A 23,195-nucleotide genomic window follows, 5' to 3' on the forward strand; every position below is an offset into this window, starting at 1 on the left:
CGCGTTGCCCGGCAGGCGCATCCGAACGCGGTCTCGTTTGCGAAGGTATCTCCGTCGAGGCAGAGGAGCGATGCCCATGGTCACCGTCACCCGCGAGGCCGACCGTCTCCGCGAGCGGATGAGCCGCTACCTGGACGACTTCCTTGAGAGGGAGGCGTCGGGACTGGCCTTCCTCGGTGACGACCTGGACGTGCTGCGGAGGATCCTGCTCGGGTTCGTCCGCGAGGGCGGCAAACGGCTGCGTCCCTCCTTCGTCCACTGGGGGCACAGGGCGGCGGGCGGATCGCCCGACGACGAGGCCGTGCTCGCCGCGGGCTGCGCCGTCGAACTCGTGCACGCGTGCGCCCTGATCCTCGACGACGTGATGGACGAGTCGGACACCCGGCGGGGAAGACCGACGGTTCACCTCGCGCTCGCCGAGCACCACGGCGGGCAGGGCTGGCGCGGAGACCCCGGACGGTTCGGCGAGTCGACCGCGACCCTGTTCGGCATGCTCGCCTACACCTGGGCCGACGCGGCCCTGCTGCGTGCCGGGCCCCGCCTCGCCGAGGCGCTGGAGGTGCTCACCCTGCTGCGGGCGGAGGTCGTCGGCGGGCAGTACCTCGACCTCGCCCACGCGGCCAGGGGCTCGGCCGACCTCGCGGAGGCCGCGCGCATCTCCACCTACAAGTCCGGCAAGTACACCGTCGAACGCCCCCTCCACCTCGGTCACGCCGTCGCGGGCGGAGACCCGCGGCAGCGCGCCGTGCTCAGTGCCTACGCCCTTCCGCTGGGGGAGGCCTTCCAGCTCCGTGACGACGTGCTCGGCGTCTTCGGCGACCCCTCGACCACCGGCAAACCCGTCGGGGCCGACCTGCGGCAGGGCAAACACACGTGGCTGACCGCGCTGGCGCGCGAGCGAGCCGACGGGTACGGCGCCGCGCTGCTGGACCACGTCAGCGACGAGGCGGACGTCGCCGAGGCCAGGGAGCTGATCATCCGCACCGGGGCGCTCGACACGGTCGAAAGGCGCATCGCGGACCTGGTGTCCCGGGCGACGGAGGCCCTCGAGGGAGGCGGCGTCCCGGCGGAGGCCGTACGGGGGCTGAGCGAACTCGCGGACGCGGCGACGAGGAGGAACGCGTGAGACCGGTCGTGGTGATCGGGGCGGGGCTCGGCGGCCTGGCGGCGGCGGTCAGGCTGGCGGCGGCGGGCCGGGAGGTCACACTCGTCGAGGCCCTGGACGTGCCGGGAGGCTGCTGCGGCACCGCGAGCCTGGGAGAGTACCGCTTCGACACGGGACCCTCCGTGCTGACCATGCCGGACGTGCTGGCCGACGTCTTCGCCGCCGCGGGGCACGAGATGGAGAGCCTGCTCCCGCTGCGGCGCCTCGACCCGTACTACAGGCTGCGCTACCACGACGGCTCCCACCTGGACGTCGTGCCCGGCCACGACGCCATGACCGAGGAGGTGCGGCGGCTGTGCGGAGCGGCGGAGGCCGACAGGTACCGCAGGTTCAGGGCCAGGCTCGGCGAGCTGTTCGCCGCGGAGTGGCCGGCGTTCGTCGACCGCGACATGACGCGGCTGCGGAGCCTGTTCCAGCCCGTGACCCTGGCGCGGCTGGCGGCCCTGGGCGGCTTCCGGCGGCTCGACCGGCTGGTGCGGGCGCACCTCACCGATCCCAGGCTGGTCAAGGCGCACACCTTCCAGGCCCTGTACGTGGGTCTCTCACCCCAGCAGGCCCTCGGAATCTACGCCGTGATCGCCCACATGGACACCATCGGCGGCGTCTTCTTCCCCGAGCACGGCGGCATGCACGCCATTCCCCGGGCACTGGCGGCCGTGGCCGAGAAGGCGGGAGCGCGGATCAGGTACGGCACACGGGCCGTCAAGGTCGAGACCGACTCCTGCGGGGTCTCCGCGGTCAGGCTCGACACGGGCGAACGCCTGGTCGCCGGGCACGTCGTGGTCGCCTGCGACCTGCCCCGCGCCTACGCCGGACTGCTCCCGAGAGGCGCCGGCGACTGGCGCCTCCGCCGTCCCCGCTACTCGCCGTCCTGCCTCGTCCTGCACTTCGGCCTCGACCGCCGGCTTCCCGGCCAGGCCCACCACACCCTGCACTTCGGCCGCCGATGGGCCTCGACCTTCTCCGCCCTGAACGAGGGCAGGCCGCAGCCCGACCCCAGCCTGCTGGTCACCTACCCCGCGTCGGACGCCACCGCCGCCCCCGACGGCCACGCCACCCTCACCGTGCTGGAACCGACCGCCAACCTCACGGGCGGCAACGACTGGAGCCGCCTCACCCCGCAGCTGGAGGACCGTCTGCTCGGCAGGCTGGCCGACCTCGGCTACGGAGACCTGACCGCTGCCCCCCGGCTGACCGTCGACCCGCCCGCCTGGGACAGGCGAGGCCACTCCGCGGGCACCCCCTTCGCCCTGGACCACAGGTTCGCCCAGACGGCCTGGTTCAGACCCGCCGGCATGGCCCGACGCGTCCCCGGCCTGCACTTCGCGGGCATGCACACCGCCCCGGGGGTGGGAGTGCCGCCGGTGCTGATCTCCGGACGGCTGGCGGCCCAACGCATCCTGGAGACCCCCCGATGACCTCGACGATCCGGACCACCCCGGTGACGCTGACCGCCAGCTACGAACTCTGCCGCAGGCTCAACGCCCGCCACGGCCGCTCCTACTACCTGGCGACGCTGCTGCTGCCGGCCTGGAAACGCCCTCACGTGCACGCCCTGTACGGCTTCGCCCGCTACGCCGACGAGATCGTGGACTCCTTCACGATGACCGGGGACAGGGCGGCCGCGCTCGACGCCCTGACATCCCGGCTGGCCTGCGCGCTCGCCGGAGGACAGACCGACGACCCGGTGCTTCCCGCGTTCACGCAGACCGTGCGCTCGTTCGGCATCGACCACGCCGACGTCGAGGCCTTCCTGCGCTCGATGCGCGCCGACCTGACCGTCGACCGCTACGCCACCTACGACGACCTGCTCGGCTACATGGAGGGGTCGGCGGCGGTCATCGGGACGATGATGCTGCCCGTCCTCGAGCCGCTGCCGGGCATGGCGGACAGGGCACGCGAACCCGCCCGGCAGCTCGGCCTGGCCTTCCAGCTGACGAACTTCCTGCGTGACGTGGCCGAGGACCTGGAGCGCGGCCGGGTCTACCTGCCGCTGGAGGACCTGGACAGGTTCGGGGTGCGGACCGAGGACCTGGGCCGCCCCGCTCCCACCCGGGCGCTGCGCGAGCTGCTCGCCTTCGAGATCGAGCGGGCGCGCGTCCATTACCGCCTCGCCCTCGAGGGCGTCGACCTGCTCACCCCCTCCTCGAGACCGTGCATCCGCGCGGCCTACGAGCTGTACGGAGGCATCCTCGGCCGGATCGAGGCCGCCCGTCACGACGTCCTGGGAATCAGGGTCGCCGTGCCCCGGCGCCGCAGGCTGGCCATCTTCGCGCGGCACCTGCTCGCGGCCTCGGCCGCCGACAGGGCGGAGCGACGGGTGAGCGGCAGGGTTTCCTGAGATGCCCCCTGAGGAGAGGCCCCCGTCCCGGGGCGAAGCCGTACCCCGGCCTGGCCGGCCACCGCTCCCGAGGAGGACGCGATGGCGGATCCGGTGATCGTCGACGCCATGGGCGGAGACCACGGGCCCGCGGAGACGGTCGGCGGCGCCGTCACGGCCAGGCGCGAGCACGGCGTCCCGGTCGTGCTCGTCGGCCGCGCCGGAGAGATCCGCGGGGAACTGGCGCGACACGGCGCCCTGGGGGAGATCGACGTGGTGCACGCCGAGCGGATCGTCCCGATGAGCGAGCGGGGCGCCGCGGCCGCCGCCTCGGCGGACTCCAGCATGAGGGTCGGCTGTGAGCTCGTGGGGCAGGGGGCGGCCTCCGCGTTCGTGTCCGCCGGCTCCACCGGGGCGGTCGTCTCGTGCGCGATCCGCGGCATCGGCAGGGCGCCGGGCGTGCTCAGGCCCGCCCTGGCGATCGCCCTGCCCTCGGTGACCGGCGGCGCGAGCGTGTTGATCGACGCCGGGGCGACCTCCGACCCGACACCGGAGATGATCGCCCAGTTCGCCCTGCTTGGCGCGTCCTACGCCCAGCTCGTGCTCGGCGTGACCGACCCCTCGGTCGGCCTGCTGTCGATCGGCGCGGAACCGGGCAAGGGAAACCGGCTGACCCGCAGGGCCGAGGAACTGCTGCCGGGGCTGCCCTTCCGCTTTCACGGCAACGTCGAGGGCCACGACGTGCTGGCGGGGACGGTCGACGTGATCGTCACCGACGGCTTCACCGGCAACGTCGTGCTCAAGAACGTCGAGGGCTCGGTGCGCGCGGCGCTGACCCTGGTGGCGGAGGCGGGGATCGCCGCCCCCGAGGCGCTGCGGGAGGTGGCCCGCCGTTACGACCCGGAGACCCATGGCGGGGCGGCGCTGCTCGGCCTCGGCGGCACCGTCGTCGTCGCCCACGGCTCCTCGAGGGCCCCGACGATCGCGCGGGCCTGCGTGGTCGCCCGCGACCTGGCGGACGGCGGCGTCGTCACCAGGGTCAGGAGTCATCTCGCGGTCGAGTCGGCGTGATGACGAGGGGGCGTCGTTGTGCCGGGCGGGTCTCAGCGGAGGCGGTCGTCGTCCCGGGTGAGAGGGTCGGTTCCGTTCCAGCTTCCCTCGCTGCCGTACGGTGCGAACCGGGCGAACAGCTCCTCGGAGTACCAGTCCTCCGCCCGCGTCCGCTCGATCACCCGGCGGTGCGCCTGACTCCGGTAGGCGAAGTCCCGCACCGCGTCCGCGTCGCGCCACAACGAGAACGTGGCCTGCCTGACCAGCGGCCACTCGCCGACGCCGACGGACGCCAGGCAGCCGTCCCGCTCCCGCAGGAGGCGGTCGACCCGGGGGACCGACCGGTAGAACGGCGCGAGCCTGGACAGCCGGATCGACGCGCGGGTCAGCACGGCCACCGGCTCGCCGGCGGCACGCGTCACACCGCGCCCGGCGTCGCCCTCCCCACCCGGACCGGTGTCCCCCGAGGAGTTCGTCCCGCCCGCCCGGACGCTCCCGGCGCGGTTCGCCTCGCACGCTCCCCGCGCTCCGGCGCCCCCCGGGGCGTTCCCGCCGGTGACCGAGGCCGCCGTGCCCGTCACCGGGCGGAGGCCGAACGGCTCGATCCCGTTCCACCGGCCGCGCGAGGCCAGCGGCGCCAGCCGTACCTGCCAGTGCTCCTGCGCCTCCTCCCGCCAGCGCGCCGCGATCGGCGAGGCCTCCAGGAAGTCGTCCAGGGCGCTCTCCCGCCGCCAGACCGCGAACAGCGCCCAGCGGCGCAGGTCCGCGCCCGGACTCATCGACGTGCCGCGGCCGGAGCCGAGCAGCCGCCAGAACGACAGCCCCGGGGTGCCCGCGAGCACCGGCCGGTCGAAGGCCATGTGACGCGCGGCTCCCAGTCCGGCGTACCTGGTGAGGTGGAATGAGGCGATGAGTTCTTCGTTCGTCCCGCTGCTCGTGGCGGTCATCGGCGGCTACCTTCTCGGATCCGTGCCGGTCGCGGTGTGGGTCGGGCGGGCGCACGGCTTCGATCCCCGCGAGACGGGGGACCGCAACCCCGGCTTCTGGAACGTCAGGGAACGCCTCGGCTGGCGGGCCGCCGTGCCGGTCTTCGCGGGCGACACCCTCAAGGGCACGTTCGCCGGCCTGCTGGCCCTGGCCGTCAGCGGCGCGCACACCGCGGAGTTCGGGGTGGTGGCCTCGGGCAGCGTCGTGCCGGTGTATCTGGCGGTGGCCGCCGCGATGGCCGGACACGCCTGGCCGGTGTTCGCCGGCTTCCAGGGTGGCCGGTCGATTCTCGCCTTCGTGGGCGGGTTCGCCGTCATCTGCCCGCCGGGGTTCCTGCTCGGCGTCGCGGTCCTGACCGTGACCGCCCTGCTGAGCCGCTCCTTCGCGGTCGGGGCCAGGGCGGGGGTGTTCGGCCTCCCGCTGTTGCAGCTGCTCTTCGCGCCGGTCGAGCACGTCGCGGGGACAGGGGCGCTGATGTGCCTCATCGGTCTGCGCTTCGGGCAGGCCGCCAGAGCGGCGCGCGCCGCCAGGGCCGCGCGCCGGTCGTGACCCGGGCCCCTCACCGCGCGCCCGCCCGTCCCGCGCTCCCGGGGCGGGGTCTCCTCCAGGCCGCGGTCGCCGGATAGGTACGGCCCCGCCAGCTGCGGACGGGACGCAGTGTCGCCTGCGTCAGTCGCAGAGCCGTCAGCGGGTCGAGCAGCGGCGACAGCAGCACACCGGGGCCGGGCCTGGTGTAGCTGCCGCGCAGCGCGCCCGCCAGCAGCAGTCGCACGGCCAGCAGCCCCAGGTCGAGCCCGGTCGGCCTGCCCGCCGCCAGCCGCAGGACGGGCAGGGCCGTGGTGAGCCAGACGACCGCCAGGTCGGCGGCCTGCCAGCCGGGTCCGGTGACGTCGCCCAGCGGCAGCGACCGTCCCCACTCCCGCCACACCTCCGCGACCGACTCGTGCATGTCCACCTCCAGCAGCCCGCTCGCGTCGAGGAAGCCGACCGCCCAGCCGTCCGAGGCCAGCAGGCGCGCCAGCGCCACGTCGTCCGTCATGTGCCCGCGGATCCGCGCGAACCCGTCCGCGGCCAGCATCGCCGTACGGCGGAAGGCCATGCACTGGCCGTTGGCCACGACGCGGTGCGGAGGCGGGGGCGCCGAAGGCCCGATCGGGCCGAACCGGTAGACCAGCGTCGCCAGGAACGAGGCGTGCAGCGCCTGCTCGGCGACTCCGTCGCACACGAATGCGGGCCCCACGCTGACCAGGTCGTAGCCGTCCAGGGCCGCCGCGACCGCGCCGACCAGGCCGGGGGCGGGGCGGGCGTCCGCGTCGAGGGTCACCACGACGTCGCCGCCCGCCGCCCTGACCCCCTGCCGCAGCGCCCACTGCTTGCCGACCCAGCCCCGAGGCGGGGGAGCGCCCGCGACGACCTTCGCGCCCAGCTCCGAGGCCAGGCGGGCGGTGCCGTCCCGTGACTCGTCGTCGACGACCAGGACCTCCGTGACCGCCGGATCCGCGAGCACCGCCGCCAGGCAGGGGCCGATGCGGTTCTCCTCGTCGCGGGCCGGGATCACCACGGAGACCCGCGCGTTCACCGCCTTCACGGGACTCAGCGGGGGCAGCCTGCCGCGTCCGCGGGCCAGCCGTGACGCGACGGCGACGGCGGCGGCCGCCTGGAGCACGTGAAGCGGCCTCATCGGTCCGTCCCGGGGGCGGTGGTCTGTCTCATTCCGTGAGGCCCTTCAGCGCGGGGCTCCTGCGCGCGGGGTCAGGGAAGTCCTCCCCCACGAGCGAGGCGACGATGCGCCCGCCCATCGCCACGAGCGGCAGCCCCCCGCCAGGATGCGCCGAGCCGCCGACCAGGTAGAGGCCGCGCCGCGGTCCCCGGTTGCCGGGGCGGCGGAAGGGGGCGAGCGGGCCGTCGTAGGCGCCGCCGTAGATCGCCCCGCCCCATGCGCCGTAACGCTCCCGCAGGTCGGCGGGGGTGAACAGGTCGACGAAACGCAGCCGCCCCGACAGGTCGTGCCCTCGCGCGGCCAGCCGCTCGAGGACCAGGTCCCGATAGGCCTGCGGCGACATCGGCCACCGCTCCGGGTCACGGGCGGGGACGTTGACCAGCATCACCCAGTTCTCCGCGCCGTGCGGCGCCTGCGACGGATCGTCGACCGCGGAGCAGCCGACGTAGACGGTCGGATCCTCCGGAGGCCTGCGCCGCTCGAAGATGTCGGCGAACTCCCGCCGGTAGTCGGCGGAGAAGACGACGCCATGGTGCGCCAGCCCCTCCGTCCTGCCGTCGACACCGGCCAGCAGCAGGAACGCCGAGGAGGACGTGCCGAGCCTGGCGACGCGCCGAAGCCGTCGCCGGTCCGGCAACAGCCGTCCGTACAGCGCCGCCGCGTCGGTGTTCGCCACCACGACGTCGGCGCGCTCACACTCACCTGTGGCCAGCCGTACTCCCAGGACGCGTTCCGGGCCGGCGAGCACGTCCGTCACCTCCGCGCACAGGGCGACCTCGACGCCCGCCTTGTCCAGCAGCGCGGCCAGGGCGTCCGCGAGGCGGGGGAGTCCGCCCCGCACGTACCAGCCGCCCTGTCCGTGCTCGATCGCCGGGACGCAGGCCAGCGCCGCGGGAGCCCGGTACGGGCTCGAGCCCGCGTAGGTCGCGTAACGGCCCGCGTACTGCAGCAGGCGCGGGTCGGTGAAGAAACGGCGGGCCAGGCCGTCGAGCGTGCGGCCGGGAGCCACCGCGAGCAGGTCGGACAGCCGCGCCCCGGAGGGAGGCCGGTTGAGCGGGCCCGCGAAGAACGTGCGACGTGACGCCTCGAAGCAGGCCCGCCCCCACTCGTGGAAGGCCAGCCAGCGGCGGCCCTCTCCCGGCGCGAGCCGTTCCACCTCGGCGGCCATGTCACCCGGGTCGCGCCGGGCGGTCAGGATGGAGCCGTCGGCGAAGCGGTAGCGGCACAGCTCCCCGGGTTCGACGAGGTCGAGGTCGAGGCCGAGGCCGGTGAAGACCTCCGGCAGGGTCAGCAGCGAGGGGCCGAGGGAGAAGACGAAGCCGTCACGCCGGTGCTCGGCGAGCTTGCCGCCCAGGCGGGGCCGCTGTTCGTACAGGCGCACCCGGTGTCCTCGCCGGGCCAGCAGCAGCGCGGAGACCATCCCGCCGACGCCGCCTCCGACCACGATCACTTCCGCCATCCGAGCCTCCGCTCCCTTCTCCATGGCTTCCATGGCCTCCACGGCCTCCGGCTCCGTGCGCTCCACGCGAGCACGGCGAACAGCCCCATGCAGATCCCTCCCGAGGCGGCGACCAGCGGGTCCGGCGGATCGAAGACCGCCGCGAAGCCCAGGGTCTCCATGAGGGCCATCGCGGTGTAGACGGAGACCAGCCCGGCGCTCCCGGCGTCCCGGCGGGCCACGGTCCTGTCGATCAGGGCCATGACCAGCAGCGAGACCAGCAGCCAGCCGACGAAGTTGCTCACGGGCACGCCCCGGTAGGGGCCGGGGACGTCCCAGGTCCACAGGCCGAGCCGAGTCATCTGCGGGTCCAGGAACAGATCCCAGGCGGTGAGCGCGCAGGCTCCCAGCACGATCCGCGTCCCCCTGCCTCCCGGCAGTCGTGTCGCCGCGGCCGAGGCCGTCGCGTGGGCGGCCAGCCCCATTCCTCCCCACGCCAGCGCCACGGCAACGGGAACCCCGCCGAGTTGCGGCCGCAGCAGGCCGGTGTAGCCGTAGCCGCCGAACGGCAGCCCCGTCCTGACCCCCACCCACTCGGCGGCGTATCCGGCCGCGACCGACAGGGCGAACGCGGTCGCCGCCGCCGCGAAGCCGTACGCCCTGGCGGCGAAGGCCAGCGCGCTCGCCGCGAGCAGGAGCACGACCACGCCGGTCAGGCCGACCGGCCTCGCCTGAAGCCCCGACGCGACCTGCGCGGCGACCATGGCGGTGAGCAGGGCCGCGCCGACCGCGCCCAGCGCTCGCGGGCCGCCCGCGGACGCCCCGGCCCGCACCGCGTTTCCCGCCCCGCCCCGCCCTGTGTACCGCCCTGTGCCCGGGTCTGTGTCCGGGTCTGTGTCCGGGCCCGTGCCTCGTCGCGCGTCCCGTCCGGAGTCCTCCGCCGCACCGAGATCGGATCGTCCGCCGCCCACCTCATGGCTCTGCCCCACGAAGAGTCATTCGAGCGGTGGCCCCCGGTCAGATTCACTTTGAGGTCGCGGGTGTGGCGAAACCGCTTCCGTCCCGGCTCAGGAGGGCCGCGGTCCTAGTTCAGGAGGGCGGCGGCGATGACGCGGGCCCGCTGGGCCGGGACGGCGGAGCGTTCGCGGAGCGCCGTGACGATCGCGCCGTCCATGAGCATGACGAGCTGCCAGGCGAGCGCGGTGGCGTCGTCGCGCCCCGCGGCGGTCAGCAGCGACTCGACATAGCCGGCCACCCGGCTCTTGTGGTCGGCGGCGACCCGGTGCGCGGGACTGCCGGGGTCGGCTGCCTCGACCATCGTGTTGATGAACGCGCAGCCACGGAAGTCCGCGCGGACGAACCGTTCCGCGAGTGCGTCGAAGACCGCCAGCGGCCCGCCGCCGAGAGCGGCGACCCGTTCGGCCAGCCACTCGCGCCACCGCAGGTCACGGCGTTCGAGCACGGCGACCACCAGGTCGTCCTTGCTCGCGAAGTGCCGGTAGAACGAGGCGCGGCCGACCTTGGAGGCGGTCAGGATCTGCTCCACGCCGACGGCTCGGACGCCCTGGGCGTAGAAGAGCTCCTCGGCGGTGTCCAGCAGGCGTTCACGGGCTCGGGTCGGCACCCGGTCATTGTATCCGCCGTTGACGAAAATGGGACCGATCGGTACCGTTCGTAAAACGGAACCGATCAGTACCATTTTTGGGGGAACCATGCCTCGGCTGCCACAGCTGACCGAAGACCCGGACGGCCTGCTCGAGGAGACACGGCGGCAACTCGGCAGGGTGCCGAACCTGTACGCCGCGCTGGCCAACGGCCCGGCCGCGTTACGCGGTTACCTGGCGATGCGCGACGCGCTCACCCGCGGTGTGCTCAGGGCGAGGCTGCGCGAGCAGATCGCGCTGCTGGTCGCGCAGGAGAACCGCTGCACCTACTGCGTCAGCGCGCACACGATGCGCGGCGGCATGATGGGCATGAGCCGGGAGGAGCTCGAACGGACGCGCGACGCGCGTGACGCCGACCCGCACGCCGACGCGGTGCTGAGGATCACCAGGGAGGTCGTCCGCACGGGCGGCAGGGTGGGCGATGAGGACCTGGCCCAGGCCAGGAAGGCCGGGGTCACCGACGCCGAGCTCGCCGAGATCGTCGCCCACGTCGCGCTCAACACCCTGTCCAACCACTTCAACCACCTGGCCCGGCCCGACCTGGACTTCCCCGAGGTGACCGCGTGAGCCTCACCTGGCGCGCAGCCTCCGTCGAACTCGTCGACGGCTACCACCTGACCGGAACCGGCGGCGGGCCCGTCGGCCGCGTGGACGAGGCCCTGGTCGCGTTCGAGGGCGGCTTCGTGCACGTCGAGGTGGCGGGCAGCGGCCACGTCGACGTGCTCTCCGCCCCGGCGGTCCGGCTGATCACCTACCGTCCCGGCCGGAGCGAGGGTCCGGGCACCGCCTGACACCCGGTCTCCTTTCCCTCTCGCTTTGTCCTCGTAGGTGGCCGCAGAATGGGCATTCCATGCCTAAGGGGGAAATGGTCACTGTGGAGGAGCCGAAGCGGATCATGACACTCCAATGGCCGGCCGGCCCCGGAAGCCCGGACCCCGTCTGCCGGGTGAGCGGTCCGGTGCTCCCCGAACCACAAGCGTCCGCCGGGCGACCCGAGGACCTCGGCGCCTCCGCCTTCGGCCCGATCGAGATCGTCCACGGATTCGGAGGTGCCGGGTCGTGACGCGCGACGCTTCGCATCCGTCCGAGGAACGTCCCTTCGAAACGCGTCCGTCGTCTGAGGCGGATCCCGCCGAGGGGCGTTCGTCCGGGACGGGGAAGACGGCGCTCGTCGTCATCGTGCCCGAGGCCGAGACGGTGGTCGGCCTCGGGCGCGCGCGCCTCGACTGCTCGGCCGACGGCTTTCCCGCGCACGTGACCGTGCTGTACCCGTTCATCGGCGACGACCGGATCGACGACCGGGTCCTGGAGGAGCTCCGCGACCTGTTCGCAGCACATGTTCCGTTCGATGTGCATTTCACCAGATGCGGACGTTTCGCCGACCTGCTCTATCTCGTGCCGGAGCCGGAAGGCCCGTTCCGGCGGCTCACGGACGAGGTCGTCACGCGCTGGCCGGAGGCTCCGCCGTACGGAGGACAGTTCGAGCCGGTCCCGCACCTGACCGTCGCCGACGGCACCGACATCGGGATGTTCGACGCCATCGAGGCGGACGTCCTCGAGCGGCTTCCCGTCGCCACCCGCGCCGACGCGATATCGCTGGTGGTCTTCGACGGTTCCGGATGGAGGGAGCGGGCCGTCTTCCGGCTGGGAGGCGGGTGAGGCAGGGCCTGCGCGCGGCGCAGGAGGCGAGCCGGACGGCCCTCTCCGGCGACTTCTATGCTGACGGCGACGGGCGACGACGCCCGCGTTCCAGAGCACCGAGGTTTTCGCATGACGGCGGTTCCCCCTGCTTCCCCCTTTCCCTTTGCCCCCTTCGACCCCGAACTCGAGCGGATGCTCACCGCGACGCGCGGCGACGGCCCGGCGCAGCCGCCGGTGACCCTTGAGACCCTGCCCGAGTCGCGCGCGGCCTTCGAGGCCATGTCGCCGTCGCCGGCCGAGGTCATCGGCGACAGGCCCGTGGACTTCGAGGAGCGCACGATCCCCGGCCGGCCCGGGGCCCCCGAGCTGGCCGTCACCGTCCTGCGCCCCAGGGAGCGGGCGCAGGCGGCGCCGGGTCTGTACAGCATGCACGGCGGCGGGCTGGTCATGGGGACCCGGCACATGGACACGCCCCGGCTGGTCGACCTCGTCCTCGAGTTCGGCTTCGTCGTGGTCAACGTGGAGTACCGGCTCGCGCCGGAGAACCCCGGTGCGGGCCCGGCGGAGGACTGCTACGCCGGCCTGGTCTGGATGGCCGGGCACGCCGAGGAACTGGGCTTCGACCCCGACCGGCTGATCGTCATGGGCGGCAGCGCGGGCGGGTGCCTCAGCGCGGCGATGGCGCTGATGACCCGTGACCGAAAGGGTCCCGCGCTGGCCGGTCAGCTGCTGCTGGTGCCCATGCTGGACGACCGCAACGAGACGCTCTCCAGCCACCAGTACGGCACGGCGGGCGTCTGGGACCGGCACATCAACGTCTTCAGCTGGCGGGCCGTCCTGGGCGACCGCGTCGGCGACCCCGACGTCTCCCCGTACATCGTGCCGTCCAGGGCGACCGACCTGTCCGGCCTGGCGCCCGCCTACATCGAGCTCGGCTCCGCCGAACTCCTCCGCGACGAGGCGGTCGAGTACGCCAACCGGATCTGGGCGGCGGGCGGCGAAGCCGAGCTCCACGTGTGGAACGGCGGCTTCCACGGCTTCGAGGTGTTCTGCCCCGACAGCAGGCTCGCGGCCTACGCCCTTGAGACCCGCCGCAGCTGGATCCGCCGGGTGATCGGCCAGTAGCCGCCCGTGACCGCGCGGTGGCGCGGAACGGGACTCGCGGTGCGGGATCGGGGACCCGATGGGGGACCGTTACATGGCCGCAGGAAGACCGAGAAGTTTCCCTCCTAGGGTCACCGGCGTGCCGGACACGGGGGAGGCATGCGAGCGCAGGTCCCTTGTCGACGGCGCTGAAACGCGAGAACAAGGGGGAAAACATGCGAGGGATCATCGTTGCCGTGGCGGTCGCGGTGCTCGGCGCGACGACGGCGGCCTGCGGCCTGGGGGCGGCGCAGGCGGAGCCCCGCCGGGCGTGGGCCGGGGACACGGCCCAGATCACGTCTCAGCCGGAGGAGGGGGTGACCCGGTCCGAGGGCCGGCGGGCGGAGCCGGTCTACGTCATCAATCTGTACGGGGCCGAGGACGGGCGCGCCGACCAGCGTCCGGAGAACCTGGTCGTGTCGGAGTTCAGCACCCTCAAGGGGATCACCTGGCGGAGCTGGGGACCGGGCCGGGCCGTGGGCGCCGGGAAACTGAGCGGGACGTGGTGCCTGCCCGACTGCCTGGACAGTCCGTACGACGCGACGATCACCCTCAGCAAGGTCAAGAAGGCGATGGGCAAGCGCTACTTCACGAAGTTCGCCATCGACGGCGACTTCCCCAAACCCGATCAGATCGATGACACGCTGACCGGGGCACTGCCGCTGCCAGCCTCCTGAACTGCGCAATCAGCAGCGAGGCACCGACAGGTCGCATAGTCTCCACACGATGACGACCGATGTGAGGCAAGCGGCTCTCATGTGCGCGGCCGTCCTGGCGGTGGCCGGGTGCGGGGCGGACGGCGGTGTGCGGGTCGAGGGTTCCGCGCCGCCGTCCACGCCGCCCAAGGGGCCGGTCTACGTGGTCGCCTACCCCGGTGATCCGCTGCGCCGGCCGAGCAGGCTCGCGCTGGACGAGTTCAACAGCGTCACGGGGATCCGCTGGGAGTCCTGGGGAGGAGAGAGCGCCGTGGGAACGGGCGAGCTGAGCGGCATGTGGTGTCTGCCCGGTTGCCAGACGACGCCGTATCGAGGGACGATCACGCTCAGTGGTCTCACCTGGCACGAGCGGGCCGGATACTACGGCCGCTTCACGGTCAGCGCCGACGGCCTGCCCCCGGGCAAGGCCAGGGAGCTGACCGACCGGCGCCTCTCGGTGCCGGAGCCCTGAACGTGACCGACGTGCTCCTCGTCGAGGACGACCCGGTGATCCGTGAGGCCACGGGCATGGCTCTTGAGCTGTACGGCATGCGGGTGCGGACCGCCTCCGACGGGCTCGGCGGCCTGGCGGAGTTCCGCGTCCGCCCTCCGGACGTCGCCCTGCTGGACGTCATGCTCCCGCATCTCGACGGGGTCAGCCTGGCCAGGCGGATCAGGGAGACGGGGGAGATCCCGATCATCATGATCTCCGCCAGGTCCGACGCGATCGACGTGATCAACGCCCTGGAGGCCGGGGCCGACGACTACGTCACCAAGCCGTTCGACGCCGCCGTCCTCCACGCCAGGATCCGCGCCGTGCTCCGCCGCGCCGCCGTGCCGGAGCGGGCGAGCGCGGCCCTTTCCTTCGGCGACCTCGCGATCGACACCGAGTCGATGGAGGTGCGCCTGCGCGGGGAGCGGGTCGCGCTGACGCCGACCGAGCTCAAGCTCCTGCTGGAGTTCGCGGCCGACCCCGGGATCGTGCTGTCACGTGACACGCTGCTCCAGCGTGTCTGGGACTACGCCTGGGAGGGCGACAGCCGGGTCGTCGACGTGCACGTCCAGCGGCTCAGAGCCAAGATCGGCAACGACCGCATCGAGACCGTGCGCGGCTTCGGCTACAAACTGCGGAGGTAGCCGGTGGACCTGCGCGCGAAGCTCAGTCTGGTCATCGCTGGGATGTCGGTGCTGGTCGCCACGGTCCTGAGCCTCCTGGTCCACAACCGCACGGCCGTCGTCACGCTCGACGCCGCGCGGCGCGGCCTGGACGTCGAGCTGACGAGCACCCTGGTCCGTCACCAGGAGGGGCAGGACACCCCATTGACGACGGAGGCCGTCCCCGAGCCGCTGGCGGAGGTGGTCGGCGAGGGAACACGGGTCACCTACCTGCAGGACGGCGTCACGCTCTGGGCGGCGACCAAGGTCGGCGGGCAGACGCTCTCGCTGCGCCGCCCCTACGACGCGGAGAACGCGGAGCTGGCCCAGCTCGACCGGATCCTCCTCTGGTCAGGCCTGGCGGCGACCCTGCTGGCCTCCGGAGTGGGGTTCGCGGTCGCGGGCGGGCTCAGCCGCAGGATCCGCGCGGTGGCGAGGACGGCCGCGCACATCACCGAGGGCGACCTGTCCGCCCGGGTCGGGGCCCGAGGCCGGGACGAGATCGCGGCCGTCGGAGCCGCGCTCGACCAGATGGCCGACGCGTTGCGGGCCAGGCTGGAGGCCGAGCAACGGGTCACCGCCGACATCGCCCACGAGCTGCGCACCCCCGTCGCGGGCCTGGTCACGGCGGCCGGGCTGCTGCCGTCAGGACGCCCCGCCGAGCTGGTCAGGGACAGCGCCGCGACGCTGCGCCGCCTGGTCGAGGACATCCTGGAGGTGGCGCGTCTCGACGCCTCCGCCGAGACGCCGGCCAGGGAGAAGCGCCCGGCCGGAGTGCTGGCCAGGCGGGCGGTCGCGGCGTCCGGGGTGCCGGGGGTCGAGATCGTCGTCTCCGGGGAGGCGGAGGTCGAGACCGACCCGCGCAGGGTCGAGCGCATCCTCGCCAACCTGGTCATCAACGCGGCCAGGCACGGCGCCCCGCCCGTGTTGGTCAGCGTGGACGGCCCGGCCGTGATGGTCAGGGACCACGGCCCCGGCTTCTCCGACGCGATGCTCACCACGCTCCGCGAGCACGGCCCGCAGCGCTTCGTCACCGGATCGGCCGCCCGGGAGGTCGGCGTCGGCCTCGGGCTGACCATCGCCGCAGGGCAGGCCCGAGTCCTGGGAGCCGCCCTCACCTTCGCCAACGCCCCCGACGGCGGCGCGGTCGTACGGCTCGACCTGGGCTGACGGTTCCCCCGGGCCGGGCGCTGCTCGTCGGCGCCGATCCGCCGCCCCGCCTTTCCCCGGTCGGCGGGGGAGCGGGCGCGTCACCGGAGCGCGGGGCTCACGGGTGGGCCGTACGCGTCCCGGCGGGCATGGCCCGGGGCGGCTCGGAGTAGTCCTTCAGCACGATCTCGTCGTGCAGGCGCAGGCCCCTGGCGCCGAAGGCGGTCAGGGCGCGGGCGATCGGCGTGGGGGTGTGGTTGATCAGCCGCACTCCCTGGATCAGGCCCCACAGGCCCAGGCCGCTCGCGGGGATGAGCCGTTTGGCGGCGGCGACGGCGAAGGCGCGGCTGCGCCGTACGTAGTCGCCGATCTCCCGCTCGTAGGCGGGGAACGCCCGCGTGTGGTCGCCCCGGGCCCGGGCCAGCTCGCCCGCCAGGACGTAGGCGCCCACGACGGCCAGGCTGGTGCTGCCGCCGACGGCGGGGCCGGGGCAGTAGCCCGCGTCTCCGACCAGGCTCACCCGCCCCCTGGACCAGGTGTCCATGCGCAGCTGGGTGATCGAGTCGAAGTAGAACGTCGAGGCGTTGTCCAGCTCCTCGCCGAGGAGGCGGGGCACCTCCCAGCCCAGCCCGGCGAACTGTCGGCGCAGCAGTTCCTTCTGCCGGTCGACGTCCCGATGGTGGTAGTCGAGCTGGGCGGCGGGGCGGAACATGAAGATCGCGCGGGCGTCGTCCATGTGCGCCCCGCCGTACACGCCGACCATCCTGTCCACTCCCGTGACGCCGTCCATGCGGTCGCGCAGGCCCAGGTAGTTGGGGATCGACATGACCGCCAGGTAGGCCCCGATCCAGGTGGCGAAGCGCGACTCGGGGCCGAAGGTCAGGCGGCGGACGTTGGAGTGCAGCCCGTCGGCTCCGATCACCAGGTCGAACCTGCGGGCGGGCCCCCGCTCGAAAGTGACGTCGACGCCGCCGGGGTCCTCGGTCATGGAGGCGATGGAGTCGCCGAAGAGGTACTCCACGTCGTGCCGGGTGGCCTCGTGGAAGATCTCGCCCAGGTCGTCCCGCATGATCTCGGCGTGCCGGTCGGACACGACGCGCATCAGCCTGCCGACCTCCAGCGTGTGCGGGCGGTCGCCGCCCTCCTGGCGGAACGAGATCCACTCGGTGCCGGTCCTCTTGGCCTGGACCGCTTCGATCAGCCCCATCCTGTCGACGATGTCCATGGCGGGGCGGAACAGGTCGACCGCGTGGCCGCCGGCCTTGCGCAGGGCCGGGGCCCGCTCGACCACGGTGACGGCGAAGCCGTGCCTGGTGAGCCAGTAGGCCAGGACGGGGCCGGCGACGCTGGCGCCGGAGATGAGGATTCGCATACGCCGTCTCCTTACTTAACGGGAGGTAAGTCTCTTACTTAACGATAGGTAAGCATGCTTCGAGGCTCGACGCAAGGTCTTACTTAGCGATAGGTAAGCGCTACTCTTGGTCCATGGCGAGGCCCTCGGACACCAAGACGCGCATCCAGGCGGTGGCGCGCGAGCTCTTCCTGGAGCAGGGCGTGCAGAACACCAGCCTGAAGCAGATCTCCGACCGGCTCGGCATCACGAAACCGGCCCTCTACTACCACTTCGAGTCGCGGGAGGAGCTGGTCAGGAGCATCATCCAGCCGCTCATGGACGGCCTGGAGGCGTTCGTCGCCGGACGCGAGCCGGGAGGCGGACGACAGCTCCTCGAAGATTACTTCGACCTCATCTGGCAGCACCGCGAGGTGCTCGTGATGGTCCTGCACGCACCTGCCGCGCTCGTCGAGCTGGACCTGATGGACCGCATGTGGGAGTGGCGCAAGCGGCTGACCGTGCTCCTGCTCGGCCCCGCCCCCGCGAACGCCGCGCGGATCCACGCGACCGTGGCGCTCGGCGGCATGTCGGACTGCGTGGTGGAACACGCGGACCTTCCGTTCGACGAGGTCAAGGCCGCCGCCGTGGAGGCCGCGCTGGCCGCCCTCGCCCACTGAGCCCGCCGAGCCCGCCGAGTTCCCGGGGCCCGGGGCTTCGGGGGCCCGTTTTCTCCAGGCCTCTGCGGACTCGCCCTTCGAGCGTGCCCCTGACCCTCGGGGGGCTGGCGCCGTCGCGTGCCCGTCGTGAAGGCGCGCGGTCCGGCGGCGTCACGCAAAGGCGCGTACCGGGCACCGAAAGTGAGCGGATACCCTCCTTCACACGAGTATGAGCAGTACGCGTACGGTGGCCGGTGTCCGTTCTCCCAGGCGGCTGCGCAGAATGTTGTGGGGTTCCTCCATGCGTCGACCGGAACGTTCTGGTGTGGGATCGACCTCATGACAGATGAAGGGAAGGCGTTGTCACAACCAGAAGAGGCGACAGGCCCCTCGTCAGGCCGTGGGTTCTCCACGGGAGACCTGGCCCGGGTCAGCGTGTTCGCCGCCCTGATCGCCGTGCTCGGCCTGCCGGGCGCGTTGAACGTTTTCGGCAACGCGGTGCCGATCACGCTGCAGACGTTCGGCGTCATGCTCGCCGGTGCGATCCTGGGCACCTGGCGGGCCGCTCTGGCCGTCGCGGTGCTCCTCGTGCTCGTCGCCGCCGGTCTGCCCCTGCTGGCCGGTGGCCGCGGTGGCCTGGGCGTCTTCGTGGGGCCCTCGGCGGGATTCCTGATCGGCTGGCTCCCCGGCGCGGCCGTGACGGGCTGGATCGTCGAGCGCGGCGGCAGGAACCCGAGCGTCGCCTGGCTGCTGACCGCCTGCCTGGTCGGCGGCGTCGGGGTGATCTATCTCCTCGGCATCCCCGTGCAGGCGGCGATCACCGGGGCCTCCCTGGGCCATGCCGCGCTGCTCAGCCTCGGGTTCCTGCCCGGTGACGCGATCAAGGCGGTGTTCGCCGCCCTGGTGGTGCGGGGCACGCAGCGGGCCTACCCCGACGCGGTCCCCGCCGTGCACCGTGAGCGGCTCAAGGCCGCCGGGAGGCGTTGACCAGCCCATGCCGGTGGCCGCGCAGGTGATGCGACACGCCTCGGAACGCCCGCGCCGGCTCGCGGTGCGCGGTCCCGAAGGCGATCTGAGCTACGCCGAGTTCGCCAGGAGGATCGGTCTCGCCGCGGGGCGCCTGTCGGGGCGGGGGGTCGGCCGCGGCGCGCTGGCGGCGATCAGCCTGGCCGACCCGGTGGCCCTGCTCACCGCCGTGCTGGCCGCCGACCTGGTGGGGGCGACGCCCCTGGTCTGCGACCACACCTGGGAACCGGAGCGGCGGGAGCGGGTCATGGACGCGGTCCCCGTGGACGCCCGGGTCGAGACGCCGCTGCCCGTCACGGAGGACCCGCCGGTGGAGACCCCGGCGGGGTCCCCACCGGGGCAGCCGGCGGGAGAGCCGGTGGGGCGGCCCGCGGGGCCGTCCACGAGGCGGCGGGAGGAGACGCCCGCGAGGGCGGGCGCCTCGCCGACCGACCGGGCGTGGTCCTGCTTCAGCTCCGGCAGCACCGGCAGGCCCCGCGCCGTGGTGCGCACCCGCGCGTCGTGGACGGAGTCGTTCCCGCACCTGAGCGAACTCGCCGGGATCGGCCCCGACGACGTCGTGCTGGTTCCGGGGCCGCTGTCGTCCTCCCTGTACGGCTTCGCGGCCGTGCACGCCCTGGCGACCGGCGCGACGGCGGTCGTGCCGGGGCGCTGGCCCTCCGCGTCGCTGGCCGCCCACCTCGAGGGCTCCACCGTCGTCCACGTGGTGCCGCACCGCCTGCCCGCCGTGCTGGAGGCTCTGCGCGAGACCGGAGACCCGTCGCGGACGGCTCTGCGGACGGCGGTGGTCGGCGGGGCGGCGCTGGGCGCGGACACGCGCGCCCTGGCGGCGGACGCCGGTGTGAACGTGCTGGCCTACTACGGCGCGACCGAGCTGTCGTTCGTCGCCGTCGACTCCGACGGCTCGGGCCTGCGCCCGTTCCCCGGGGTCGAGATCGAGGTCAGGGTGGCGCGGGGACAGCCGTTCGGCGAGGTGTGGGCGCGATCGCCCTGGCTGGCCGAGGGATACCTGGCCGGCGCGGCCGGTCCGCTGCGGGTAGACGGCGAGGGGTGGATGACGGTCGGCGACGTGGCGGAGCCGTACCGGCCGGGCGAGGTCCTGCGGCTGCGCGGCCGGGGCGACGGCGCGATACAGACCGGCGGCGCGACCGTCGTGCCCGAGGACGTCGAAGAGGTCCTCAGGAAGGCGCCGGGAGTGGGCGACGTCGTGGTGGTCGGCTCACCCCACCCCGAGCTGGGCGCGGTGGTCACGGCGATCCTGGAGGCGGACGGCGCGTCGCCGCCGTCGCGGGCGGCCCTGGAGGAGGCGTCACGCGGCGGGCTGGACGCGGCGCAACGACCGAGGCGCTGGTACAGCGTGCAGAGCCTGCCCCGCACCGGCGCGGGCAAGCCGGCCCGCGGCCTGCTCGCGGCCCGCCTGGCCGGAGGCGACCCCGACATCCGGCGGCTCACCTGACATGTCGCAGAAAGGCTCGTCTGACATGTGGCCGGACACACCTGACGGGCGGTGGGAACCGGTCGTCGTGGCGGCCCGCCGCACCCCCATCGGCACCGCCTCGCACGCGTTCAAGGCGATGACGGTCGACCGGCTCGCCGCCCCCGTCATCGAAGCGGTCGCCCGTGACGTCGCCGGCCTCGGCCTTCCCGTCGAGGACGTGGTGCTCGGCAACTGCACCGGCCCCGGAGGCAACGTCGCGCGGGTCTCCGCGCTGGCCGCGGGGATGGGCCACGGCGTTCCGGGCGTCACGGTGGACAGGCAGTGCGGCAGCGGCCTGGCCGCGATCCTGCTGGCCGGGCAGGCGATCCGAGCCGGGGAGATGGATCTCGTCGTCGCCGGAGGGGCGGAGAGCGCCTCGACCGCGCCGCTGCGGGCCCACCGGGGGCTCGCGGGGCAACGGAGCGTGCCGTACGAGCGCGCGCCGTTCGTCCCCGAGGGACACCCGGACCCGGACATGGGCCCCGCCGCGGAGGCGCTCGCCGCGGCGGGCGGCGTGACCCGCGAACGCCAGGACGCCTACGCCTGCCAGAGCCACGCCAAGGCGCTGGCCGCACGGGAGGCGGGACGGTTCGAGCAGGAGATCGTCACGATCGACGGCAGGCGCGACGACCAGTGGCCGCGCGCCCTGCGCATGAGGTCGTTGTCCCGGCTGCCCGCCGCGTTCGTGCCCGGAGGCACGGTGACCGCGGGCAACTCCTCTCCGGTGAGCGACGGCGCGGCCGCGGTGGCCGTCGTGCCGGAGCGGTTGCGCGCGGCCGAGGGCCTTGCCGGGCTGCGGCTGCGGGCCGGAGCCGTCGTCGGCTGCGATCCCGGGCTTCCCGGGCTCGGCCCCGTGCTCGCCGTACGGCGGGTGCTGCGGCGCGCGGGCGTCGGCCTGGAGCGCGTGGCGGCGGTGGAGATCGTGGAGGCGTTCGCGGCGCAGGTGCTCGCGGTGACCGACGCGCTCGGTCTCGACCCTCTCGGCCCGGACGCGGACCGGGTCTGCGCGGACGGCGGCGCGCTCGCGCTCGGCCATCCGTGGGGCGCCACCGGCGCGGTGGTGGTCACCAGGCTGTTCAGCAGGCTCGTTCGCTCCGGCGCGCCGTCGGGGACGCTGGGGCTGGCGACGGCCGCGGTCGGCGGAGGCCTGGGCGTCGCCGCGTTGTTCGAGGTGGTGTGAATGATCGAGATGACCGACGTCAACGTCAGGTTCGGGCAGCGCGAGGTGTTGCGCGGGGTCACGCTCTCGCTGCCGGAACGCCGGGTGGGCGTGATCGGGGCCAACGGCTCGGGCAAGAGCACGTTCGCGCGTCTGGTCAACGGCCTGGCCCTGCCGTCGTCGGGAGACGTCACGGTCCTCGGGCTCGACACCCGCCGTCACGCCGCCCGGATCAGGCGTCGTGTCGGGTTCCTGTTCAGCGACCCCGACGCGCAGATCGTGATGCCGACGGTGGCCGAGGACGTGGCCTTCTCCCTCAGGCGCAAGAAGCTCTCGCGCGAGGAGGTCGACGGCCGGGTGCGGGGCGTCCTGACCAGGTACGGCCTGGCCGAGCACGCCGACCATCCCGCGCACCACCTGTCCGGCGGCCAGAAGCAGCTGCTCGCCCTCTGCTCGGTCTTGGTGCTCGAACCCGACATCCTGATCATGGACGAGCCGACGACGCTGCTGGACCTGCGCCACTCCCGTCAGGTGGCCGACCTCCTGCGGAGCATGCCGCAGCAGGTGGTGGTGGTCACCCACGACCTCGCGCTGCTGGAGGACTTCGACCGCGTGCTGGTGCTCGACGAGGGGCGGATCGTCGCCGACGCCGAACCGGAGGCGGCGATCGACCACTACCGGAAGATCATGTCGTGAACGGGCTCACCGGAGCCTACGTGCCGGGCGGCTCGTTCCTGCACCGCCTGCCCGCCGGGGTAAAGCTCCTCGGCCTCGCCGTCTCGTGCACGGCGCTGCTGCTGAGCCCGCCCGTGGGGCTGGCGGGGGCCGTGGCCGTCGTGGCACTGCTGTACGCCGTCTCCGGCGTGGGCGTGGCGGCGGCCTGGGCGCAGATCCGGCCCGTCCGCTGGTTCGCCGTGGCTCTGTTCGGCGTGCAGTTCCTGCTCGTCGACCTGCCCGGCGCGGTGTCCTCGACGCTTCGCGTCGTGCTCGCCGTCGCACTGGCCGGGCTGGTCACTCTCACCACGCGCACCGCCGCCATGATGGCCTTCCTGGAACGCTGTCTCGCCCCGGCCAGGTTCCTCGGCGTCGACCCCTTCCGTCTGTCGCTGCTGCTGTCCCTCACCCTGCGCAGCGTGCCGGTCGTCGCCGGACTCGCCACCAGGGTCCGGGAGGCGCAGCGCGCCAGGGGAACCGAACGGAGCCTGCGGGCCTTCGCCGTCCCGCTGGTGGTGAGCGCGCTGCGGCACGCCGACACGCTGGGCGAGGCGCTCAGCGCCCGCGGACTGGACGACTGACCGCCGCCCCGGCGTCGGTCGTCCGAATTCGATGTTCGATGTTCTCCTCGTGCCGGTCCGCCCGAGGGACCCGGCGGATCAACGGGTCCCTCGGGCGTGCCGAAACGGATGAGGGAAGTCGT

25 protein-coding genes are annotated in these 23,195 nt (G+C 73.5%); 19 read left to right on the plus strand and 6 right to left on the minus strand.

Going from position 1 to position 23,195, the window contains the following annotated elements; genetic code table 11:
- Positions 1–76 precede the first annotated feature (76 nt).
- The 4 genes from PKF00_RS11645 to plsX all read left to right on the plus strand — a co-directional run bounded on the left by PKF00_RS11645 (position 77) and on the right by plsX (position 4,556).
- Entirely contained in the window at positions 77–1,126 is a 1,050-nt protein-coding gene (locus PKF00_RS11645) for a polyprenyl synthetase family protein (RefSeq protein ID WP_271217461.1), read from the plus strand.
- The gene (gene crtI / locus PKF00_RS11650) at positions 1,123–2,583 is read left to right on the plus strand and encodes a phytoene desaturase family protein (protein WP_271217462.1); all 1,461 of its coding nucleotides are present in this window, start codon (positions 1,123–1,125) and stop codon (positions 2,581–2,583) included. Before PKF00_RS11645 ends, crtI begins: the two co-directional genes overlap by 4 nt.
- Entirely contained in the window at positions 2,580–3,506 is a 927-nt protein-coding gene (locus PKF00_RS11655) for a phytoene/squalene synthase family protein (protein ID WP_271217463.1), read from the plus strand. Before crtI ends, PKF00_RS11655 begins: the two co-directional genes overlap by 4 nt.
- An 81-nt stretch (positions 3,507–3,587) precedes the next feature.
- Positions 3,588–4,556 (plus strand): phosphate acyltransferase PlsX, encoded by a 969-nt coding sequence (gene plsX, locus PKF00_RS11660; protein ID WP_271217464.1) that lies wholly within the window; start codon positions 3,588–3,590, stop codon positions 4,554–4,556.
- 32 nt (positions 4,557–4,588) lie between these two features.
- Here plsX and PKF00_RS11665 read toward each other — a convergent pair whose 3' ends face one another.
- Complete coding sequence (locus PKF00_RS11665) at positions 4,589–5,482, minus strand: spheroidene monooxygenase (RefSeq protein ID WP_271217465.1); 894 nt, start codon at positions 5,480–5,482, stop codon at positions 4,589–4,591.
- On the opposite strand from PKF00_RS11665, the gene PKF00_RS11670 reads away from it, so the two are divergent.
- Positions 5,445–6,071, plus strand: coding sequence for a glycerol-3-phosphate acyltransferase (locus PKF00_RS11670; protein WP_271217466.1), 627 nt, complete (start codon positions 5,445–5,447; stop codon positions 6,069–6,071). The genes PKF00_RS11665 and PKF00_RS11670 overlap by 38 nt on opposite strands.
- A 10-nt stretch (positions 6,072–6,081) precedes the next feature.
- Here PKF00_RS11670 and PKF00_RS11675 read toward each other — a convergent pair whose 3' ends face one another.
- The 4 genes from PKF00_RS11675 to PKF00_RS11690 all read right to left on the minus strand — a co-directional run bounded on the left by PKF00_RS11675 (position 6,082) and on the right by PKF00_RS11690 (position 10,304).
- Positions 6,082–7,203, minus strand: coding sequence for a glycosyltransferase family 2 protein (locus PKF00_RS11675; RefSeq protein WP_271217467.1), 1,122 nt, complete (start codon positions 7,201–7,203; stop codon positions 6,082–6,084).
- A 28-nt stretch (positions 7,204–7,231) separates the two neighbouring features.
- Positions 7,232–8,701 carry a phytoene desaturase family protein gene (locus tag PKF00_RS11680; RefSeq protein ID WP_271217468.1) on the minus strand — a complete coding sequence of 490 codons (1,470 nt, stop codon included), beginning with the start codon at positions 8,699–8,701 and terminating at the stop codon, positions 7,232–7,234.
- Positions 8,689–9,513 (minus strand): carotenoid biosynthesis protein, encoded by an 825-nt coding sequence (locus PKF00_RS11685; protein WP_271217469.1) that lies wholly within the window; start codon positions 9,511–9,513, stop codon positions 8,689–8,691. The genes PKF00_RS11680 and PKF00_RS11685 overlap by 13 nt, the downstream gene beginning before the upstream one ends.
- 251 nt (positions 9,514–9,764) lie before the next feature.
- The gene (locus PKF00_RS11690) at positions 9,765–10,304 is read right to left on the minus strand and encodes a TetR/AcrR family transcriptional regulator (RefSeq protein WP_271217470.1); all 540 of its coding nucleotides are present in this window, start codon (positions 10,302–10,304) and stop codon (positions 9,765–9,767) included.
- Between the two features lie 88 nt (positions 10,305–10,392).
- On the opposite strand from PKF00_RS11690, the gene PKF00_RS11695 reads away from it, so the two are divergent.
- From PKF00_RS11695 to PKF00_RS11730, 8 genes are all read left to right on the plus strand, one after another.
- The gene (locus tag PKF00_RS11695; protein ID WP_271217471.1) at positions 10,393–10,911 is read left to right on the plus strand and encodes a carboxymuconolactone decarboxylase family protein; all 519 of its coding nucleotides are present in this window, start codon (positions 10,393–10,395) and stop codon (positions 10,909–10,911) included.
- Positions 10,908–11,135, plus strand: a complete 228-nt coding sequence (locus tag PKF00_RS11700; protein ID WP_271217472.1) for a hypothetical protein — start codon at positions 10,908–10,910, stop codon at positions 11,133–11,135. Before PKF00_RS11695 ends, PKF00_RS11700 begins: the two co-directional genes overlap by 4 nt.
- Before the next feature lie 268 nt (positions 11,136–11,403).
- Positions 11,404–12,003: a 2'-5' RNA ligase family protein gene (locus tag PKF00_RS11705; protein WP_271217473.1), complete on the plus strand. Its 600-nt coding sequence runs from the start codon at positions 11,404–11,406 to the stop codon at positions 12,001–12,003.
- A 111-nt stretch (positions 12,004–12,114) separates the two neighbouring features.
- Positions 12,115–13,110, plus strand: coding sequence for an alpha/beta hydrolase (locus PKF00_RS11710; protein ID WP_271217474.1), 996 nt, complete (start codon positions 12,115–12,117; stop codon positions 13,108–13,110).
- A gap of 194 nt (positions 13,111–13,304) precedes the next feature.
- The gene (locus tag PKF00_RS11715; protein WP_271217475.1) at positions 13,305–13,805 is read left to right on the plus strand and encodes a hypothetical protein; all 501 of its coding nucleotides are present in this window, start codon (positions 13,305–13,307) and stop codon (positions 13,803–13,805) included.
- Between the two features lie 49 nt (positions 13,806–13,854).
- Positions 13,855–14,295, plus strand: coding sequence for a hypothetical protein (locus PKF00_RS11720; RefSeq protein ID WP_271217476.1), 441 nt, complete (start codon positions 13,855–13,857; stop codon positions 14,293–14,295).
- A 2-nt stretch (positions 14,296–14,297) separates the two neighbouring features.
- Complete coding sequence (gene cseB, locus PKF00_RS11725; RefSeq protein ID WP_271217477.1) at positions 14,298–14,960, plus strand: two-component system response regulator CseB; 663 nt, start codon at positions 14,298–14,300, stop codon at positions 14,958–14,960.
- 3 nt (positions 14,961–14,963) lie between these two features.
- Positions 14,964–16,148 carry an ATP-binding protein gene (locus tag PKF00_RS11730; protein ID WP_271217478.1) on the plus strand — a complete coding sequence of 395 codons (1,185 nt, stop codon included), beginning with the start codon at positions 14,964–14,966 and terminating at the stop codon, positions 16,146–16,148.
- A 97-nt stretch (positions 16,149–16,245) separates the two neighbouring features.
- Here PKF00_RS11730 and PKF00_RS11735 read toward each other — a convergent pair whose 3' ends face one another.
- Complete coding sequence (locus PKF00_RS11735) at positions 16,246–17,499, minus strand: FAD-dependent monooxygenase (RefSeq protein WP_271217479.1); 1,254 nt, start codon at positions 17,497–17,499, stop codon at positions 16,246–16,248.
- A gap of 113 nt (positions 17,500–17,612) precedes the next feature.
- Here PKF00_RS11735 and PKF00_RS11740 point away from each other — a divergent pair, with 113 nt between their 5' ends.
- The 6 genes from PKF00_RS11740 to PKF00_RS11765 all read left to right on the plus strand — a co-directional run bounded on the left by PKF00_RS11740 (position 17,613) and on the right by PKF00_RS11765 (position 23,073).
- The gene (locus PKF00_RS11740) at positions 17,613–18,137 is read left to right on the plus strand and encodes a TetR/AcrR family transcriptional regulator (protein ID WP_271217480.1); all 525 of its coding nucleotides are present in this window, start codon (positions 17,613–17,615) and stop codon (positions 18,135–18,137) included.
- Between the two features lie 318 nt (positions 18,138–18,455).
- Positions 18,456–19,103, plus strand: a complete 648-nt coding sequence (locus tag PKF00_RS11745; RefSeq protein WP_271217481.1) for a biotin transporter BioY — start codon at positions 18,456–18,458, stop codon at positions 19,101–19,103.
- Positions 19,104–19,110: 7 nt separating this feature from the next.
- Positions 19,111–20,598 (plus strand): class I adenylate-forming enzyme family protein, encoded by a 1,488-nt coding sequence (locus tag PKF00_RS11750; protein WP_271217482.1) that lies wholly within the window; start codon positions 19,111–19,113, stop codon positions 20,596–20,598.
- A gap of 25 nt (positions 20,599–20,623) precedes the next feature.
- The gene (locus PKF00_RS11755) at positions 20,624–21,799 is read left to right on the plus strand and encodes a thiolase family protein (protein WP_271217483.1); all 1,176 of its coding nucleotides are present in this window, start codon (positions 20,624–20,626) and stop codon (positions 21,797–21,799) included.
- A complete protein-coding gene (locus PKF00_RS11760) occupies positions 21,800–22,474 on the plus strand; it encodes an energy-coupling factor ABC transporter ATP-binding protein (RefSeq protein WP_271217484.1) in 675 nt (224 codons plus the stop codon).
- The gene (locus tag PKF00_RS11765; RefSeq protein ID WP_271217485.1) at positions 22,471–23,073 is read left to right on the plus strand and encodes an energy-coupling factor transporter transmembrane component T family protein; all 603 of its coding nucleotides are present in this window, start codon (positions 22,471–22,473) and stop codon (positions 23,071–23,073) included. Before PKF00_RS11760 ends, PKF00_RS11765 begins: the two co-directional genes overlap by 4 nt.
- The last annotated feature ends 122 nt before the right edge of the window (positions 23,074–23,195 follow it).

Origin of the sequence: Streptosporangium carneum (assembly GCF_027922005.1) — a bacterium.
GTDB lineage: Bacteria > Actinomycetota > Actinomycetes > Streptosporangiales > Streptosporangiaceae > Streptosporangium > Streptosporangium carneum.

Coding starts and splice junctions, on each gene's coding strand:
- PKF00_RS11645 (WP_271217461.1), top strand. CDS start 77: ATGGTCACCGTCACCCGCGAGGCCGACCGTCTCCGCGAGCGGATGAGC.
- PKF00_RS11655 (WP_271217463.1), top strand. CDS start 2,580: ATGACCTCGACGATCCGGACCACCCCGGTGACGCTGACCGCCAGCTAC.
- plsX (WP_271217464.1), top strand. CDS start 3,588: ATGGCGGATCCGGTGATCGTCGACGCCATGGGCGGAGACCACGGGCCC.
- PKF00_RS11670 (WP_271217466.1), top strand. CDS start 5,445: ATGAGTTCTTCGTTCGTCCCGCTGCTCGTGGCGGTCATCGGCGGCTAC.
- PKF00_RS11665 (WP_271217465.1), bottom strand. CDS start 5,482: ATGACCGCCACGAGCAGCGGGACGAACGAAGAACTCATCGCCTCATTC.
- PKF00_RS11675 (WP_271217467.1), bottom strand. CDS start 7,203: ATGAGGCCGCTTCACGTGCTCCAGGCGGCCGCCGCCGTCGCCGTCGCG.
- PKF00_RS11680 (WP_271217468.1), bottom strand. CDS start 8,701: ATGGCGGAAGTGATCGTGGTCGGAGGCGGCGTCGGCGGGATGGTCTCC.
- PKF00_RS11695 (WP_271217471.1), top strand. CDS start 10,393: ATGCCTCGGCTGCCACAGCTGACCGAAGACCCGGACGGCCTGCTCGAG.
- PKF00_RS11710 (WP_271217474.1), top strand. CDS start 12,115: ATGACGGCGGTTCCCCCTGCTTCCCCCTTTCCCTTTGCCCCCTTCGAC.
- PKF00_RS11715 (WP_271217475.1), top strand. CDS start 13,305: ATGCGAGGGATCATCGTTGCCGTGGCGGTCGCGGTGCTCGGCGCGACG.
- PKF00_RS11720 (WP_271217476.1), top strand. CDS start 13,855: ATGACGACCGATGTGAGGCAAGCGGCTCTCATGTGCGCGGCCGTCCTG.
- PKF00_RS11735 (WP_271217479.1), bottom strand. CDS start 17,499: ATGCGAATCCTCATCTCCGGCGCCAGCGTCGCCGGCCCCGTCCTGGCC.
- PKF00_RS11740 (WP_271217480.1), top strand. CDS start 17,613: ATGGCGAGGCCCTCGGACACCAAGACGCGCATCCAGGCGGTGGCGCGC.
- PKF00_RS11745 (WP_271217481.1), top strand. CDS start 18,456: ATGACAGATGAAGGGAAGGCGTTGTCACAACCAGAAGAGGCGACAGGC.
- PKF00_RS11750 (WP_271217482.1), top strand. CDS start 19,111: ATGCCGGTGGCCGCGCAGGTGATGCGACACGCCTCGGAACGCCCGCGC.
- PKF00_RS11755 (WP_271217483.1), top strand. CDS start 20,624: ATGTGGCCGGACACACCTGACGGGCGGTGGGAACCGGTCGTCGTGGCG.
- PKF00_RS11760 (WP_271217484.1), top strand. CDS start 21,800: ATGATCGAGATGACCGACGTCAACGTCAGGTTCGGGCAGCGCGAGGTG.